This window comes from Paracoccus sp. (in: a-proteobacteria), assembly GCF_030536915.1.
Lineage (GTDB): Bacteria > Pseudomonadota > Alphaproteobacteria > Rhodobacterales > Rhodobacteraceae > Paracoccus.
The window spans coordinates 1-15,216 of record NZ_JAUNPC010000067.1 but is presented as its reverse complement, the minus strand read 5'-3'; the positions used below and the strand labels follow the sequence as shown (position 1 = coordinate 15,216).

Here is a 15,216-nt window from a genome sequence, read left to right as displayed (position 1 = left end):
TCCAGCGCCCCCGACGATCCCGGGATGTCGGTCAGCGCGGCGGACACCAGCCCGCCGGTGCAGCTTTCGGCCGTCGCCAGCATCACGCCCTTGGCCTCGGCCGCCTTAAGCACGCGGGCGGCAAGGTCCTTGAGGCTTTCGGTCGGTTCGTTATCCATCACATCACCCCATGCGAAAGGCCCGCCGCGAGGATCGAGGCCACGGCGGCGAAGATACCGGCCCAGATGTCGTCCAGCATCACCCCCGCCGCGTCGGTGCGGCGGTCGGCGCGGCCGATGATCCAGGGCTTCCAGATGTCGAACAGGCGGAAGAACAGGAAGGGCACGACATAAGCGGGCCATGGAAAGACGCTGGCCGGCATCCCGGCGAACCAGAAGCCGGCCGAGGTGGCGCAAAGCGCGATCATCTGGCCCGCGACCTCGTCGATGACGATGGCGCTTTCGTCCTTGATCTCAAGCTCGGCGGTGGCCTTGGATACGGCCCAGAAGCCCAGCGCGATCACCAGCGCCGTGCCCAGCGCGACCAGCGGAAAATGCCCCAGTCGGTGCAGCGCATAGCCAAGCACAAGCGTCGCGGCCGAGGCCCAGGTGCCGGGGGCGGGGCGCAGGTATCCGATGCCGAAGCCGGTGGCGATCAGACGCTCCATCATGCCTCGCGGATCAGGGTTGCGGTGGCGATCGAGGCGATGCCTTCCTCGCGCCCGGTGAAGCCCAGCCGTTCAGAGGTGGTGGCCTTGACGCTGACGCGCCCGGCCTCGACCCCCATGATTTCGGCCAGCTGCGCCTGCATGGCGCCGGCATGGGGGCCGATCTTCGGCCGCTCGCAGATCAGCGTCACGTCGGCATTGCCGAGGCGATAGCCCATCGAACGCGCCAGTTCGGCTGCGTGGCGCAGGAAGATCTCGCTGGCCGCGCCCTTCCACTGCGGGTCCGAGGGTGGAAAGTGCCGCCCGATGTCGCCCTGCGCGAGCGCGCCGTAGATGGCATCGGTCAGCGCGTGCATGCCCACATCGGCATCGGAATGGCCCATGAGGCCCTTGTCATGCGGCACCTGCACCCCGCACAGCCAGACATGGTCGCCCGGCCCGAAGGCGTGGACGTCGTAACCATTGCCAAGCCGCACATCCATGTCGTTCCCCCGCATCCGCAATATCCGCCCGGCGCGTTCCATGTCGCCCGGCCATGTGATCTTGAGGTTGTCTTCGTCACCCGGAACGATGCGGACGGCAACCCCCTGCCGCTGCACCAGTTCCACGTCATCCGCCGCGCCCCCCGCCGCCGCGCGATGGGCGGCGAGGATCACCGGCAGCGAAAATCCCTGCGGCGTCTGCGCCCGGAACAGGCCCCTGCGGTCGGCAAAGCCGGTGACGCTGGCCGCATCCCCGCGCCACAGCGCATCGGTGACGGCAAGGCCGGGGGCAGCGGCCTCGGCGCCCTCGGCCAGCGCGGTCACAACTGCGCCGATGGTCGAGGGCGCGACCAGAGGCCGGGCGCCGTCATGGATCAGGACATGGGTGATGCCGGAACCCTCCAGCACCTTCAGCCCCGCGCGGACGCTGTCGGACCGCGTCTCGCCGCCTGCGACCAGCGTGACCCGCCCGCCAAGCCCGGCAATGGCAAGGTCCATGTCCCCGGGATGGACGGTCACGATGATACGGTCGAACCCTGCGAAGGCGTCGATGCTGCGCGCCAGCACGCTGCGGCCCGCAAGGTCGAGCCATTGCTTCGGCACCTCGCCCCCCATGCGCGTCCCCCGCCCGGCAGCGGTGATCAGGACGGCGAGGCGGTCTCGGGGCAGGGCGGGGGCGGGAGGCTGATCGGAACTCATGCCCGCCGATTAGCGCGACCCGCAGCCATAGACCAGCGCACCTGGTTTCCGAATCTTCAGGACTTCTTTCTGGCTGAAATACCCCACGGGGGGCGTGAAACCCCCGGTGCGGGCGGCTCAACCCTCGGAACGCCCTCTCGCGCGGGCCGTCCGTCGCCGCTATACCCTTGGACGACACCGCGCCAAGCGACAGGAGCCGCCGATGACCGATCTTTCCCCCAGCGATCTCGCCAAGGATGCCGCCGCGCGTGCCGGGGTCGCGCTGGTTCAGGACGGGATGCGGCTGGGGCTGGGGACAGGCTCGACCGCCGTCTTCATGGTCCACCGGCTGGCCGCGCGGATCAGGGCCGAGGACCTGCGCCTGCGCTGCGCCGCGACCAGCAAGGCCACCTGCGACCTGGCGACGCATCTCGGCATCCACATCGAGGAACTGGACGAGATCGGCTGGCTGGACCTGACGCTGGACGGCGCGGACGAGATCGACCCCGACCTCAATCTCATCAAGGGGGGCGGCGGCGCGCATCTGCGCGAAAAGATCGTGGCCGCCGCCTCGGACCGCATGGTGGTGATCGCCGACCCGACAAAGGTGGTCGAGACGCTGGGCGCCTTCCACCTGCCGGTCGAGGTCATCCCCTTCGGCGTGGAGACAACCGTCACCCATATCCGCCGCCTGCTGGACTCGCTGGACCTGACGCAGCGGCCGATCCTGCCGCGCCAGCGCGACGGCCAGCCCTTCCGCACGGACGAGGGCAACCTGATCCTCGACCTGTCGCTCGAGGTGATCGAGGATTGCTCGGGGCTTTCCTCGGGCCTTGCCGCGATCCCGGGCGTGGTGGAACACGGGCTGTTCCTCGGCATGTGCGACCTTGCGCTGGTGGGGGCGCCCGATGGCTCGGTGATCGAGATGACCAAGCCCGAGGTGACGCCGTGAGCTTCGATTACGACCTGTTCGTCATCGGCGGCGGCTCGGGCGGCGTCCGCGCGGCGCGGATCGCGGCCGGGCAGCATGGCGCCAAGGTGGCGCTGGCCGAGGAAAGCCGCATGGGCGGCACCTGCGTCATCCGCGGCTGCGTGCCGAAGAAGCTGATGATCTTCGCATCCCAGGCCCCTGCAGCCGCCGCCGAGGCGCGAGGCTACGGCTGGGCGGATGCCGATGCCGGCCGGTTCGACTGGCCAGCCTTCCGCGACAGCCTGCATGCCGAGCTGTCGCGGCTGGAAGGCATCTACGAAGGCGGGCTGCTGACCGCGGGCGTAGAGGTCCACCACAGCCGCGCCACGCTGGTCGATCACCACACCGTCGCGCTGGCCGACGGGCGGCAGTTCACCGCCCGGCACATCCTGATCGCGGTCGGCGGCCGCCCCAGCCTGCCGGGCATTCCCGGCGAGGAACTGGGGATGATCTCGGACGACCTGTTCACGATGGAGAAGATGCCCCGCCGCGTGCTGATCGTGGGCGGCGGCTTCATCGCCTGCGAATTCGCCACCATCCTGCAGGGCATGGGGGCCGAGACGACGCTGGCCTATCGCGGCGACAGGCTGCTGCGGGGCTTCGATGAGGGCGGGCGCACGCTTGTCACCAGCCAGTTGGCCCATATCGGCGTCACGCTGCGGCTGAACGCCAATCCCGCAAGGCTGGATCGTGAGGGCGACGGCATCCGCGTCACGTACGAGGATGGGGCGACCGAACGCCACGACGCGGTGATGTTCGCGACCGGCCGCAAGCCCTACACCAAGGGGCTGGGGCTGGAAAACACCGGCGTCAAACCGGGCAAGCGCGGCGAGATCGTCGTGGACGAGTGGTCGCAGACCGCCGTGCCCTCGATCTTCGCCGTGGGCGACGTGACCGACCGCGTGAACCTGACCCCCGTCGCGATCCGCGAAGGGCACGCCTTTGCCGACACGGTCTTCGGCGCCCAGCCGCGCCGCGCCTGCCACGACCTCGTGGCCAGCGCCGTCTATGTCCGTCCGCATGAGCTTGCCACCATCGGCCTGACCGAGGAGGACGCGGCCGGGCAAGGCCCCATCGAGGTCTATGAGGCGGTGTTCCGCCCCATGCGCTCGCTTTTCGCCGGGTCCGACCTGCGGGCGATGATGAAGCTGATCGTGGATGACAGGACCCGCCGGGTAGTGGGCTGCCACATCTTCGCCCCCGAGGCGGCCGAGATGATCCAGCTTGTCGCCGTGGCCATGGGGATGGGGGCGACCAAGGAACAGTTCGACGCTGCCATCGCGGTCCATCCGACGCTGGCCGAGGAACTGGTCACGATGCGGCTGCCGGTGCGGCGCGCGGGCGGTTCCACGACCTGACGCGATCTTGTGGGACGCGGGGGGCAGTGCCTGCCGGCATGCCCTTGTCCCTGCGGTCAATGCGCCTAGTTAGGACATGACTTCACACGAAAGGCACAGGAATGGCACAACAGGGACCATGGGGCGGCGGCAACGGCGGTGGCGATGACGACCGGCCGGCCCGTCCGCAGGCCCCGAAACCCGATCGGGGTGGGCCTCAGCGTCCCTGGGGGCAACCGGGACCCGACCAGCAGCCTCCGAACGGCGGCAAGCGCCCCGAGCAGATCCCCGAGATCGAGGAGCTGATGCGCAAGGGCCAGGACCGCCTGCGCGTGCTGATGGGCGGGCGCGACGGCACCCCCCGGACGGGTGGGCCGCGCGGTCCGCGCCGCCAGTTGCCCAGCATGGACCGCGGCAAATGGGGCATCGCCGCCCTTGTCGCGGTGGCCCTTTGGGGATTTGCCAGCATCTACCAGGTGGACACCTCGGAGAAATCGGTCGAGCTTCTGTTCGGGCGTCCCTATGCCGTGCGCGATGACGGTCTGAACTTTGCGCCCTGGCCCTTCGTCACCTACCAGATCGTCGGCGTGACCCGCGAACGGACCATTGACATCGGCACCGGCCGGGACCCGATGGACAGCGGCCTGATGCTGACCCGCGACCAGAACATCGTGGACCTGACCTACCAGGTGGTCTGGAACGTGTCGAACCCGGAACAATACCTGTTCAACCTTGCCGATCCCGAGGGCACGATCCGCGCCGTGGCCGAAAGCGCCATGCGCGACATCGTGGCCCGCAGCGAGCTTTCGCCGATCCTGAACCGCGACCGCGGCGTGATCGCCCGCGACCTGGAACTGGCGATCCAGGCGACGCTGGACAGCTATCAGGCCGGCATCAACGTGGTGCGGGTGAACCTCGGCCGCGCCGACCCGCCCGCCGAGGTCATCGACAGCTTCCGCGAGGTGCAGGCCGCCCAGCAGGAACGCGACCGGCTGGAAAAAGAGGCCGACGCCTATGCCAACCGCGTGCTGGCCGCCGCCCGAGGCGAGGCCGCGGCGCTGGTCGAACAGTCCGAGGCCTACCGCGCCCAGGCCGTCAACGCGGCGCAGGGTGAGGCCGCGCGCTTCACCTCGGTCTATGACGAATATGTCAAGGCGCCCGAGGTGACCCGGCGCCGGATGTATCTGGAAACCATGGAGCGTGTCCTGGGCAACGTGGACAAGGTGCTGATCGACGGCGAGGCGGGGCAGGGCGTCGTGCCCTATCTGCCGCTGGATCAGCTTCGCAGCGGGCCGCCGCCCGCCGCCCGCAGCGGCACCAGCGACGTCAACGCCGCGAACAGCGGGGCCGCCAGCAACACGACCATCGCAACCGCGCCGACGGGGGGCAACTGATGCGCCGCACCTTATCCATCCTTGCCCTGCCGCTGGTCGTCGTCGTGGCGGTCCTTGTCATGGCCTCGATCTACATCGTAGACGTGCGTGAAAAGGCACTGGTCCTGCGCTTCGGCGAGGTCGTGACGGTCCGCGAGGAACCGGGCCTCGGCGTCAAGCTGCCGGTCATCGACCGCGTGGTGCGCTATGACGCCCGCATCCTCGGCCTTCAGACCGAGCCGATGGAGGTCACGCCGCTGGACGACCGCCGCCTCGTGGTGGACGCATTCGCCCGCTGGCAGATCGCCGACGCCGTCACCTTCCGCCGCGCGGTGGGCGAGGGCGGGATCGAGTTTGCCCAGCAGCGGCTTGGCGGCATCATGACCAACGCCATCCGCGGCGTGCTGGGGGCGGTCCCCTCGACCACGGTGCTGTCGGACGACCGGACCGCGCTGATGGCGCAGATCCGCGATGCTGCCCGGAACGAGGCGAATTCGCTTGGCATCCAGATCATCGACGTGCGCCTGACCCGCACCGACCTGCCGGAACAGAACCTTGCCGCCACTTATGCCCGGATGCGGGCGGAACGGGAACGCGAGGCCGCCGACGAGATCGCGCGGGGCGGCGAAGCCGCGCAGCGTGTCCGCGCCACCGCAGACCGGACGGTGGTGGAATTGACCTCGGACGCGCGCCGCAAGGCCGAGATCGTCCGCGGCGAGGCCGACGCCCAGCGGAACGCCATCTACGCCGAGGCCTTCGGTCGCGACCCCGAGTTCTTCGCCTTCACGCGGTCCATGACCGCCTATGAGCGGGCGCTGCAGCAGGGCAACAGCTCGATCGTGATGAACCCGACCGGCGAGTTCTTCGCCTATCTCGGCACCGGCGCGGACAGCGGCATCAACCCGGTGGCGGTTCCTGACGAGGTCTCGGCTGCGGTTCCGCCGGATGCCCCGTCGTCCCGCGAGGTGGCCGAGGAAGCCGCGGCCCAAGCCGCCGCCGCCGCCGCCGAGGCCGAGGCCGCCGCCGAGGCTGCCCTGAGCCTCAGCGAGACCGAGGCCGTCGAGGGTGCCGAACAGCCCGTGGGCGGCGATCCCGTCCAGCCGGAAACCGCCCCGAGCGGCGATGCCCTGACGGGCGCGGCGGCTGTTGACCCCGCGGCAGCCCCTCCGGCGCTTGGCGAGGCGCCCGATGCGGCGGCAGTGCCGTCCGGGGAAGCGGTCCTGCCCCCGGCCGGGGTCACGACGCAGACCGTGCCGGTCGAACCCGCACCAGCCGGGAACTGATCCGGCGCAGGCTTGTTGACGAAAGGCGCGGCCTGTCCCGGTCGCGCCTTTTCGCATTTTCCGGGAGAGGTCTGGAAATCCCCGTCAAGCCTATTCGCCAGTCACAGGGAAATGACGGAAAGATGTGTTGCGAGCCGGCAACGCCTGACCCCATATCCGGCCAGATCCCCGCGGCCGGTCGGGGACCGCATGAACCGGTCAAGTCATGGAGATCATGGATGAGTTTCAATCCTCTGAAGGTCCGGCTCGGGCTGACAGCCTCGGCCGTGGCGCTGTCGCTGGCCCTTGCCCCCGCCATTGCCCAGCAGGCCGAACCCGCGCCCGAGACCCTTCAGGACCAGCAGGTCACGCCGGCGCAGGCGCAGCCGTCCGAGACCCCCGAGACCACGACCGTCCCCGGCGAGGCGATGACGGGCGAGGTGCCGCAGGCCCCGGACGCGGCCACGCCGCAGGGGGAACAGGTCGCCGCGACCCCCGGCGTCATGCCCCAAAGCTTTGCCGACATCGTCGAGCAGGTCAGCCCGGCCGTCGTCAACATCACCACCACCGCGATCGTGTCGCGGCCCGTCAACCAGTTCCCCGGCCTTCCCCCGGGCAGCCCCTTCTCGGACCTGTTCCGCGACTTCGGCATCCCCGGCCCCGGCGGCCCCGGTTCGCCCTTTGGCGACGGGCCGCAGATGCAGCAGCGGTCGAACGCGCTGGGATCGGGCTTCGTGGTGTCCTCGGACGGGCTGATCGTCACCAACAACCACGTGATCGATGGTGCCGACGAGATCGAGATCGAGTTCTATTCCGGCGCGCGCCTGCCCGCGACGCTGGTCGGGACCGACCCCACCACCGACATCGCCGTGCTGAAGGTCGAGGCGGAAAACCCGCTGCCCTTCGTCAGTTTCGGCGACAGCGACGCCGCGCGGGTGGGCGACTGGGTGCTGGCGCTGGGGAACCCGCTGGGGCAGGGCTTTTCCGCCACCACCGGCATCGTCTCGGCGAAAAGCCGGGCGCTGACGGGCACCTATGACGACTTCATCCAGACCGATGCGGCGATCAACCGGGGCAACTCGGGCGGGCCGCTGTTCAACCTGCAGGGCGAGGTGATCGGCGTGAACACCGCCATCCTGTCGCCCAGCGGCGGCTCGATCGGGATCGGCTTCTCGATGGCGTCGAACGTCGTCAAGGGCGTCGTGGACCAATTGCAGGAATATGGCGAAACCCGGCGCGGCTGGCTGGGCGTCAAGATCCAGGACGTCAGCCCCGACATCGCGGAATCGCTGGGGCTTGCATCCGAGGCGGGCGCGATGGTCACGGACGTTCCGCCTGGCCCGGCCGCCGATGCGGGCATCCAGGCCGGCGATGTCATCACCGCCTTTGCCGGCGGCGAGGTCGAGGACACCCGCGATCTCGTCCGCCGCGTGGCCGCGGCCCCGGTCGGCGAGGCGGTGGACGTGACCGTGATGCGCGACGGCGAGCCGGTGACGCTGCAGATCACGCTGGGCCGGCGCGAGCTTGCCGATGCGGATGGCACGGGCCAGCGGCCGGACGGCGGCGGGCCGCAGGGAACGACCAGCCAGGTTCTGGGGATGACGCTTGCGCCGATGACGCCGGAACTCGCGGCGCGGATGCAGATGCCGGAAGGCACGAGCGGGCTTGTCGTGCAGGACATCGACGCGGCCAGCGACGCCTCGGCCAAGGGGCTGCGCACGGGCGATCTGATCGTCGAGGCGGGCCAGCAGCCGGTCGCGAGCGTGGCCGACCTGAACGCCCGCATCACCGAGGCGCGCGAGGCCGGGCGTCAATCCGTGCTGGTGCTGATCCGCCGCGAAGGCGAGCCGCGCTTCGTCGCCCTGTCGATCGAAGAGTAACCGAGCCCTCATGAACCGAAAAGAGGCGCCAAAGGGCGCCTCTTTTGCATTGCGGGTGCAGGCTTACTGGCTTGCGCCGACAAGGCCCTGCAGCTCGGTGAAACCGGCCGTGAAGCCGGTCAGCGACACCGTTAGGTCCACCATGTTTTCTTCGGGCTCGCCGCCGAAGGGCAGCAGCGTCACGGTCGCGGTGCTGCCGCGCTTGAGCAGGTTCAGTTCGTCCTCGGTCATCCCCAGCCGCGAGACGCAGCCGATCGCGGCGCAGACGATGAAGGGATAGCGGTTGGCCTCGCCCGAGCCGATCTGCAGACCCATGCCCGCCTGAAGGTCGGTTTCCAGGGGTGCCACGAAGTTCAGGACCGCCGCTGCCTCGCCGCTGAAGGGGATCACGGAAAGCTCGGCCACGGGGGTTTCCCGTTCGTCGCGCAGCAACTGGTAAAGCTCGCAGGGGTCCTTGCCGTCAGGGGTTCTCAGGCAGCGCAACTGCCAGTCGCCATGGGTCGCCTTGGCGTAATAGCTGCCGACCTGGTCCTGAGCTGCGGCAGCCTGTCCCTCGGCCGGTGCTTCTGTTTCCGCAGGCGTCCCGGCGGGCGCGGGCGCGGCCCCGGTTTCGGCCTGCGGCGGCGCTGCATCCGCGGCAGGGGCCGGGGCGTCGGCGGTCTCGGCGGGCGCAGTGACGGGGGGCGGGGTCTGTTCGGCGGCTTCCTGTGCATGGGCGGCGGCGAAGGGCGCCACCGCGATCAGGGCCGCCAGCACGGCAGAGGAGGTGCGAGCCATATGGTATCCTTTCGGCTGAACGCGGCGGCCCTGTTAGCACGGGCGCAGGCCCTTGTCAGCGGCAGCCGACCCCTGTGACAGGTCAAGCAAAAGAGATAGGGGAACGACTCCGAAGCTTCGTTCCCCCTCCGTCCCTGTCAGACTGGCGGCTTATTGCCCGGGACCTTAGGGGCAGCCGCAACGAGCGTCAATTAACCGGAAAAGACAGGTGACAACCGCCGGAAAACCATTGCAGGGCAGCACCGGGCCTGCTGGCGAGAGTGGACAAATCAGCTATGCTCGGCGCAACCCAGCCGCCAGAGGATTGCCGTGACCGACCTGCCAACCCCTTCGGCCCCAGCCTTGTCGCACCGCATCGTCGATCACGATTCCGGGACCGTTTTCGTCGGTGGCGGGGGGCCCGGTCATGCGCAGCCGCAGGCAATGCTGCTGCGGCAGGCCAACCGGCACGGGCTGATCGCGGGCGCGACCGGCACCGGCAAGACGGTCACGCTGCAGACGCTGGCCGAAGCCATGTCGCTGGCGGGCGTCCCGGTGCTGCTGGCGGACGTCAAGGGCGACCTTGCCGGCATGGCGATGCCCGGCGGCGCCGACCCGAATCTTGCCGACGGCTTCATCACGCGCGCCGCACAGATCGGGGCGCCGCTGGACTACCAGTCCTTTCCCGTCACCTTCTGGGACATCTGGGGCGAGCAGGGCCATCCCGTCCGCACCACGCCCGCCGAGATGGGGCCGCTGCTGCTGTCGCGCCTGCTGGACCTGACGCCGGCGCAGGAGGGCGTGCTGAACATCGCCTTCCGGCTCGCCGACGAGGAGGCCCTGGCGCTGGCCGACCTCAAGGATCTGCGGGCGATGCTGGTCTGGGTGGGGCAGAACGCCCGCGACCTGAGCCTGCGCTATGGCAATGTCCCGGCGGCCTCGGTCGGCGCGATCCAGCGCGCCCTGCTGGTGCTGGAGGAGCAGGGCGGCGACCGCCTGTTCGGGGAACCGGCACTTGAGCTTTCCGACCTGATGCGGCTGGACGCATCGGGCAGGGGGGTCGTCAACATCCTTGCCGCCGACCGGCTGATGCGCTCGCCCCGGTTGTATGCGACCTTCCTGCTGTGGCTGCTGTCGGAACTGTTCGAGCAACTGCCCGAGGTGGGCGACCCGGAAAAGCCCCGGCTCGCGTTTTTCTTCGACGAGGCGCATCTGCTGTTCGACGATGCGCCTGAGGCGCTGGTGGACAAGATCGAGCAGGTGGCGCGCCTGATCCGGTCCAAGGGGGTCAGCGTCTGGTTCATCACCCAGAATCCTGCCGACCTGCCCGATGCGGTCCTGGGCCAGCTTGGCAACCGCGTGCAGCACGCGTTGCGCGCCTTCACCGCCCGCGACCAGAAGGCGCTGCGGATGGCGGCAGAAACCTATCGCCCGAACCCCGCCTTCGACACCGCCGATGCGATCCGCCATGTCGGCACGGGCGAGGCGGTCACGTCCTTTCTTGACGCAAAGGGCGCGCCGGGCATCGTCGAGCGGACACTGATCCGCCCGCCGCTGTCAAGGCTCGGGCCGATTCCCGAAGCCGAGCGGGCGCGGATCGTCCGGCTCGGCCCGCTGGGGCTGAAATACGGGCAGGTCATCGACCGCGACTCGGCCCATGAAATCCTGGCGCGGCGCGCGGCCGAGGCGGCCGGGCAGGCCGCCGCCGCCGAACAGGCGCGGGCCGATGCCGACCTGTTCACCATTCCCACCGGCAAGGCGGGACGCGGCCGGCGCTATCAGCCGGGCCTGCAGGCCGGAACGCGCAATACGGCACCGGGCCGCCGGGGCGACACGATGATCGAGGCTTTCGGCAAAAGCATGGCCCGGCAGATCGGCGCCAAGACCGGGCAGGCGATCGCCCGCGGCATCCTGGGAACCATGTTCCGGGGGCGCTGAACGCTTCAGCCGATTGCACGCAGCCGGGGGCCGTCGGCGCAGGACAGCCGCGACTCGGCCAGGATCGCGATCATCAGCATGACATGCTGGTGCATGTCGTAATCCGCCGCACCCTCCTGCCGGGCCATGTTCATCCTGTCCTCGTCGGCCCGCAGCCGCGCCAGCGCCTTGCCAGGCGGGGGCAGGATCTCGCACCGCAGCGTGCGGCGCAGGTCGCGGTCGCGCCGCCACTGCGGCTGGCCCGCGACGGCCGCGCGGATCAGCGCGGCGGGGCGGCGCAACCGGGGCAGGACCGGCTGCGCGGGGAAGGCGAGGACGTTCGACATCAGGCTCATCGGATACTCCGGGCGTCAGGTGATGGCGCAAGTCTTGCCTCAATCCATCCCCTGTTGCGTCAACGCCCGCTGCACCGTCCGCCTTGGTTAACGATCTTTAGGAAATCTTAGCCATTCGTCACCGATGTGATGACCACCTGTCTTTTTGGACAGGTTCCAGACCCAAGGCCGCGGTCGGCCTAAGGATGACAAGGGACAGATTGCAATGACGATACTGACGGGTGATTTCGCCGACGCTGCCGCCATCTCGTCGCGACCCTGCGGCGGGCTGCCGTCCGAAGCGACACCGGCGATCCCCGCAGCGCCTGCCGCGGATGCCGCAGAACCGGCCGGGGCGCCGCCTTCGGTCCTGCCCGACGATGCGCGGCTGTACCTGCGCCATGTCGAAGGGGGCGAAACGATCCGCGCGCTGGCGCGGGAAACCGGCTGCCATCCCTCGACGATCCTGCGCCGCATCCGCAGGTTCGAGAACCGTCGCGACGACCCCTTGGTGGACCGTGCGGTCGAGCGGGGGGGACGCGACACGCAGGCCGACCGCACCGAACTGCGCCGCGTGCTGCGGCGGCTGGCCGAGCCGGGGGCGGTGCTGGCCGTGGCCGCAGGGATGGAAAAGGCCATTGTCACCCGCGCCGACATCCGCACCGCCGTGCTGGATCGCACGGTGGCAGAACTGCTTGCCCTGCGCGGCTGGGTGGCGATCGTGGCGCAGGGGCGCATTTCCCGCCATGCCATCACGGCGGCGGGACGGGCGGCGCTGAAGGCGATGGCGACGGGCGGCACCGCCGGCCTGCCGCCGCCCTCGGATTTCGACGATGCCGCGCGGGTCGATCCAGCCCCTGCCGGCATGGCCGAGGCTGCGGCCCCCTTCGAGGGCGCCGATTCCGGTCCCCGGGCGGCGCAGGCCCACCGCATCATGGAAGATCGCGTCCTCGACGACCCCGACGGCAGCGGGCCGCGCCGGATGCGGGTGAACATCGCGGAAAGCCCGCTGCATGTCATGGCGCGCCGGCGGGATGCCAATGGCCAGCCGTTCCTTGACAACGGCATGGTGGTGGCGGGCGAACGCCTGCGCGAGGATTTCGAACTGGCGCAGATGGGCGTGCGCGTGGCCCAGAACTGGGATGGCTTCATGACCGCGGGCATCGACGCGAGCTATGTGCCCGGCGCAGGTGGCGGCGGGTCCGAGGTGGCACGGCGGCGCGTGGCCGAGGCGCTGCGCGAGCTTGGCCCCGGCATGGGCGACCTCGTGCTGCGGATCTGCTGCTTCCTGGAAGGGATCGAGATGACCGAGCGCCGTCTCGGCTGGCCCGCCCGGTCGGGCAAGGTCGTCCTGCGGCTGGCCCTGATGCGGCTGGAACGGCATTACCGGGAACGCTACGGCAAGTTCGGGCCGCTGATCGGATGACCTGTTTCCGCCAGCCGGGAAGGGCGGTTGATCCGGTGCGCGGAAGGGATTACCTCGGGAAGCAACGGCCCTTCGGCCCTTGACCCCCGAGGTTTTTGCGATGTCCGACGCCCCCCCGGTCCTGCGCCATCCCGAAAAGGCACATCGCCCCGATCAGGACCAGCCCAAGAAGCCCTCGTGGATTCGCGTCAAGGCGCCGGTCAGCCAGGGTTACAAGGACACCCGCGACATCCTGCGCACGAACCGCCTGTCCACCGTCTGCGAGGAAGCCGGCTGCCCCAACGTCGGCGAGTGCTGGAGCCAAGGCCACGCCACCATGATGATCATGGGCGAGATCTGCACCCGCGGCTGTTCCTTCTGCAACGTGACCACCGGCAAGCCCGACGCGCTGGACGTGTTCGAACCGGGCCGCGTCGCCCATGCCGTCGCGACCCTCGGCCTGAAGCACGTCGTCATCACCAGCGTCGATCGCGACGACCTGGAGGACGGCGGCGCCGATCACTTCGCCCAGACGATCCGGGCGATCCGCCACCGCTCGCCGGGGTCCACCATCGAGGTGCTGACCCCGGACTTCCTGAAGGCGAAACCCGGCGCGCTGGAAACCGTTGTCGCGGCGCGGCCCGACGTCTTCAACCACAACCTCGAAACAGTGCCGGGGCTGTATCCGACCGTCAGGCCGGGGGCGCGCTATTTCGCCTCGCTGCGGCTCTTGCAGCGTGTCAAGGAACTCGACCCGGCGATGTTCACCAAGTCCGGCATCATGGTGGGCCTGGGCGAGGACCGGCAGGGAGTCCTGCAGGTCATGGACGATATGCGGGCGGCCGACATCGACTTCATCACCATCGGGCAATACCTGCAGCCGACGCCCAAGCATCACCGCCTCGACCGCTTCGTCACGCCCGAGGAATTCGGGGGCTACGAGAAGGCCGCTTGGGGCAAGGGCTTCCTGATGGTCTCGGCCACACCGCTGACACGGTCCTCCTATCACGCGGGTGACGATTTCGCCCGGCTGCGGGCGGCGCGGGAGGCGAAGCTCGCGGGCGCCTGAGTCGCTTGCGTCGGCCTGCGCGCCGGTTTATCGCTGGCCTGCGTGCCCGAGTGGCGGAATGGTAGACGCAGCGGATTCAAAATCCGCCATCCGCAAGGATATGTCGGTTCGAGTCCGACCTCGGGTACCATCCATCCTGATCCGATGACCATCCCGCCGCAGGCGGGCATTTAACATTTTTTAAATCACCCTGCATCTTCTGTCGTGCGTTGAGGCGCGAGGCCATCGGTCATCAGCCGGCCTCTGTCCTGCCACAAAGAGGAATCGACAGATGTTTCTTCGCGTCGACAAGTTGCAAGTCGAGTTGCCTGCGCCCGCCCGCCAGGACCCGAACGCCGCTGCTGCCCTGCAGGAACTGCTGGGCGGCAAGTACGGCGAGATGTCCACGTTGGGCAACTATCTGTTCCAGAGCTTCAACTTCCGGTCCAAGAACAAGCTGCGTCCGTTCTATGAACTGGTCGCCGCGATCACGGCCGAAGAACTGGGCCACGTCGAGCTGGTCTCGAACGGGGTGGCGATGCTGGCCAACGGACCCGACAAGCCGGGCGGGGACGAAGGCGACGGGGGCGACATCTCGAACGCGCCCTTCGAGGCGATGAAGGACATCCGCTCGGCTGCGTCCTTCTTCAGCCATGCGGGCGGCGCGGTTCCGGTCAACTCGAACTCGATGTCCTGGAACGCGGACATGGTGACGACCACGGGTAACGTCATCGTGGACCTGCTGCACAATTTCCATCTGGAATGCGGCGCGCGATTGCACAAGCTGCGAGTCTATGAATCGCTGACCGAGGCGAACGTCACCGGGCGCGAGGTCTGCGGCTACCTGCTGGTGCGCGGCGGCGTCCATGCCCATGCCTACGGGCTGGCGCTGAAGCGGCTGACGGGCGTGGATATCCACCAGATGCTGCCGACGCCGAACATCCCCACCGACAAGGTGCCCGAGGCGCGCAAATACCTGCAGGCCGGCGCGCATCGGCGGCTTTATACTTTCTCGCCGGGCGACTATCAGGCGATCGCCGGGGTCTGGAGCGGCGAGGCGCTGCCCGACGATCCGCCCGGCCCGCTGGAGGTGATCGAGGGGATGCCCGAGGGCGGCAAGATCCACC

General features: G+C 69.2%; 13 protein-coding genes, 1 tRNA gene and 1 pseudogene. 10 read left to right on the top strand and 5 right to left on the bottom strand.

The features are described 5' to 3' along the window. From Q4F04_RS11345 to Q4F04_RS11335, 3 genes are all read right to left on the bottom strand, one after another. A partial coding sequence (locus tag Q4F04_RS11345) for a CinA family protein (protein ID WP_303369938.1) occupies window positions 1-158 on the bottom strand: 158 nt, incomplete at its 3' end. Then, window positions 158-646, bottom strand: coding sequence for a phosphatidylglycerophosphatase A (locus tag Q4F04_RS11340; protein WP_303369937.1), 489 nt, complete (start codon window positions 644-646; stop codon window positions 158-160). The genes Q4F04_RS11340 and Q4F04_RS11345, both read right to left, overlap by 1 nt. Beyond that, entirely contained in the window at window positions 646-1,827 is a 1,182-nt protein-coding gene (locus Q4F04_RS11335; protein WP_303369933.1) for a bifunctional 2-C-methyl-D-erythritol 4-phosphate cytidylyltransferase/2-C-methyl-D-erythritol 2,4-cyclodiphosphate synthase, read from the bottom strand. Before Q4F04_RS11335 ends, Q4F04_RS11340 begins: the two co-directional genes overlap by 1 nt. A 202-nt stretch (window positions 1,828-2,029) precedes the next feature. Between Q4F04_RS11335 and rpiA the strand changes: the two genes are divergently transcribed. The 5 genes and pseudogenes from rpiA to Q4F04_RS11310 all read left to right on the top strand — a co-directional run bounded on the left by rpiA (window position 2,030) and on the right by Q4F04_RS11310 (window position 8,628). Then, window positions 2,030-2,758, top strand: coding sequence for a ribose-5-phosphate isomerase RpiA (gene rpiA, locus Q4F04_RS11330; RefSeq protein ID WP_303369932.1), 729 nt, complete (start codon window positions 2,030-2,032; stop codon window positions 2,756-2,758). Beyond that, window positions 2,755-4,134, top strand: a complete 1,380-nt coding sequence (gene gorA / locus Q4F04_RS11325; RefSeq protein WP_303369931.1) for a glutathione-disulfide reductase — start codon at window positions 2,755-2,757, stop codon at window positions 4,132-4,134. The genes rpiA and gorA overlap by 4 nt, the downstream gene beginning before the upstream one ends. Window positions 4,135-4,235: 101 nt before the next feature. Further along, entirely contained in the window at window positions 4,236-5,507 is a 1,272-nt protein-coding gene (gene hflK, locus Q4F04_RS11320; RefSeq protein ID WP_303369930.1) for an FtsH protease activity modulator HflK, read from the top strand. Beyond that, window positions 5,507-6,361 (top strand): annotated as a pseudogene (hflC, locus tag Q4F04_RS11315) (protease modulator HflC); the annotation flags it as partial. The gene hflK and the pseudogene hflC, both read left to right, overlap by 1 nt. An 890-nt stretch (window positions 6,362-7,251) precedes the next feature. Next, a complete protein-coding gene (locus Q4F04_RS11310) occupies window positions 7,252-8,628 on the top strand; it encodes a DegQ family serine endoprotease (protein ID WP_303369936.1) in 1,377 nt (458 codons plus the stop codon). Window positions 8,629-8,691: 63 nt separating this feature from the next. Here the strand turns inward: Q4F04_RS11310 and Q4F04_RS11305 are convergent, their stop codons facing one another. After that, the gene (locus tag Q4F04_RS11305; RefSeq protein WP_303369928.1) at window positions 8,692-9,405 is read right to left on the bottom strand and encodes an invasion associated locus B family protein; all 714 of its coding nucleotides are present in this window, start codon (window positions 9,403-9,405) and stop codon (window positions 8,692-8,694) included. A gap of 423 nt (window positions 9,406-9,828) precedes the next feature. Between Q4F04_RS11305 and Q4F04_RS11300 the strand changes: the two genes are divergently transcribed. Further along, window positions 9,829-11,322, top strand: a complete 1,494-nt coding sequence (locus Q4F04_RS11300) for a helicase HerA-like domain-containing protein (protein ID WP_303369935.1) — start codon at window positions 9,829-9,831, stop codon at window positions 11,320-11,322. Between the two features lie 5 nt (window positions 11,323-11,327). Here Q4F04_RS11300 and Q4F04_RS11295 read toward each other — a convergent pair whose 3' ends face one another. Further along, on the bottom strand, window positions 11,328-11,657 hold the full coding sequence (locus tag Q4F04_RS11295) for a DUF6477 family protein (RefSeq protein ID WP_303369927.1): 330 nt from the start codon (window positions 11,655-11,657) through the stop codon (window positions 11,328-11,330). A 199-nt stretch (window positions 11,658-11,856) separates the two neighbouring features. Here Q4F04_RS11295 and Q4F04_RS11290 point away from each other — a divergent pair, with 199 nt between their 5' ends. The 4 genes from Q4F04_RS11290 to Q4F04_RS11275 form a co-directional block, all read left to right on the top strand. Beyond that, entirely contained in the window at window positions 11,857-13,062 is a 1,206-nt protein-coding gene (locus Q4F04_RS11290) for a DUF6456 domain-containing protein (protein ID WP_303369934.1), read from the top strand. Window positions 13,063-13,162: 100 nt separating this feature from the next. Further along, window positions 13,163-14,110: a lipoyl synthase gene (lipA, locus tag Q4F04_RS11285; protein ID WP_303369926.1), complete on the top strand. Its 948-nt coding sequence runs from the start codon at window positions 13,163-13,165 to the stop codon at window positions 14,108-14,110. A 44-nt stretch (window positions 14,111-14,154) separates the two neighbouring features. Continuing rightward, window positions 14,155-14,240, top strand: a tRNA-Leu gene (locus Q4F04_RS11280). A 141-nt stretch (window positions 14,241-14,381) separates the two neighbouring features. Then, the coding region (locus tag Q4F04_RS11275; RefSeq protein ID WP_303369925.1) for a manganese catalase family protein at window positions 14,382-15,216 on the top strand (835 nt) is incomplete at its 3' end.

Bases quoted from the DNA above. Each gene is read 5' to 3' on its own strand.
- Q4F04_RS11310 (WP_303369936.1), top strand. From the start codon at position 7,252: ATGCCCCAAAGCTTTGCCGACATCGTCGAGCAGGTCAGCCCGGCCGTC.
- hflK (WP_303369930.1), top strand. From the start codon at position 4,236: ATGGCACAACAGGGACCATGGGGCGGCGGCAACGGCGGTGGCGATGAC.
- Q4F04_RS11305 (WP_303369928.1), bottom strand. From the start codon at position 9,405: ATGGCTCGCACCTCCTCTGCCGTGCTGGCGGCCCTGATCGCGGTGGCG.
- rpiA (WP_303369932.1), top strand. From the start codon at position 2,030: ATGACCGATCTTTCCCCCAGCGATCTCGCCAAGGATGCCGCCGCGCGT.
- Q4F04_RS11295 (WP_303369927.1), bottom strand. From the start codon at position 11,657: ATGAGCCTGATGTCGAACGTCCTCGCCTTCCCCGCGCAGCCGGTCCTG.
- Q4F04_RS11300 (WP_303369935.1), top strand. From the start codon at position 9,829: ATGCTGCTGCGGCAGGCCAACCGGCACGGGCTGATCGCGGGCGCGACC.
- Q4F04_RS11340 (WP_303369937.1), bottom strand. From the start codon at position 646: ATGGAGCGTCTGATCGCCACCGGCTTCGGCATCGGATACCTGCGCCCC.
- Q4F04_RS11335 (WP_303369933.1), bottom strand. From the start codon at position 1,827: ATGAGTTCCGATCAGCCTCCCGCCCCCGCCCTGCCCCGAGACCGCCTC.
- lipA (WP_303369926.1), top strand. From the start codon at position 13,163: ATGTCCGACGCCCCCCCGGTCCTGCGCCATCCCGAAAAGGCACATCGC.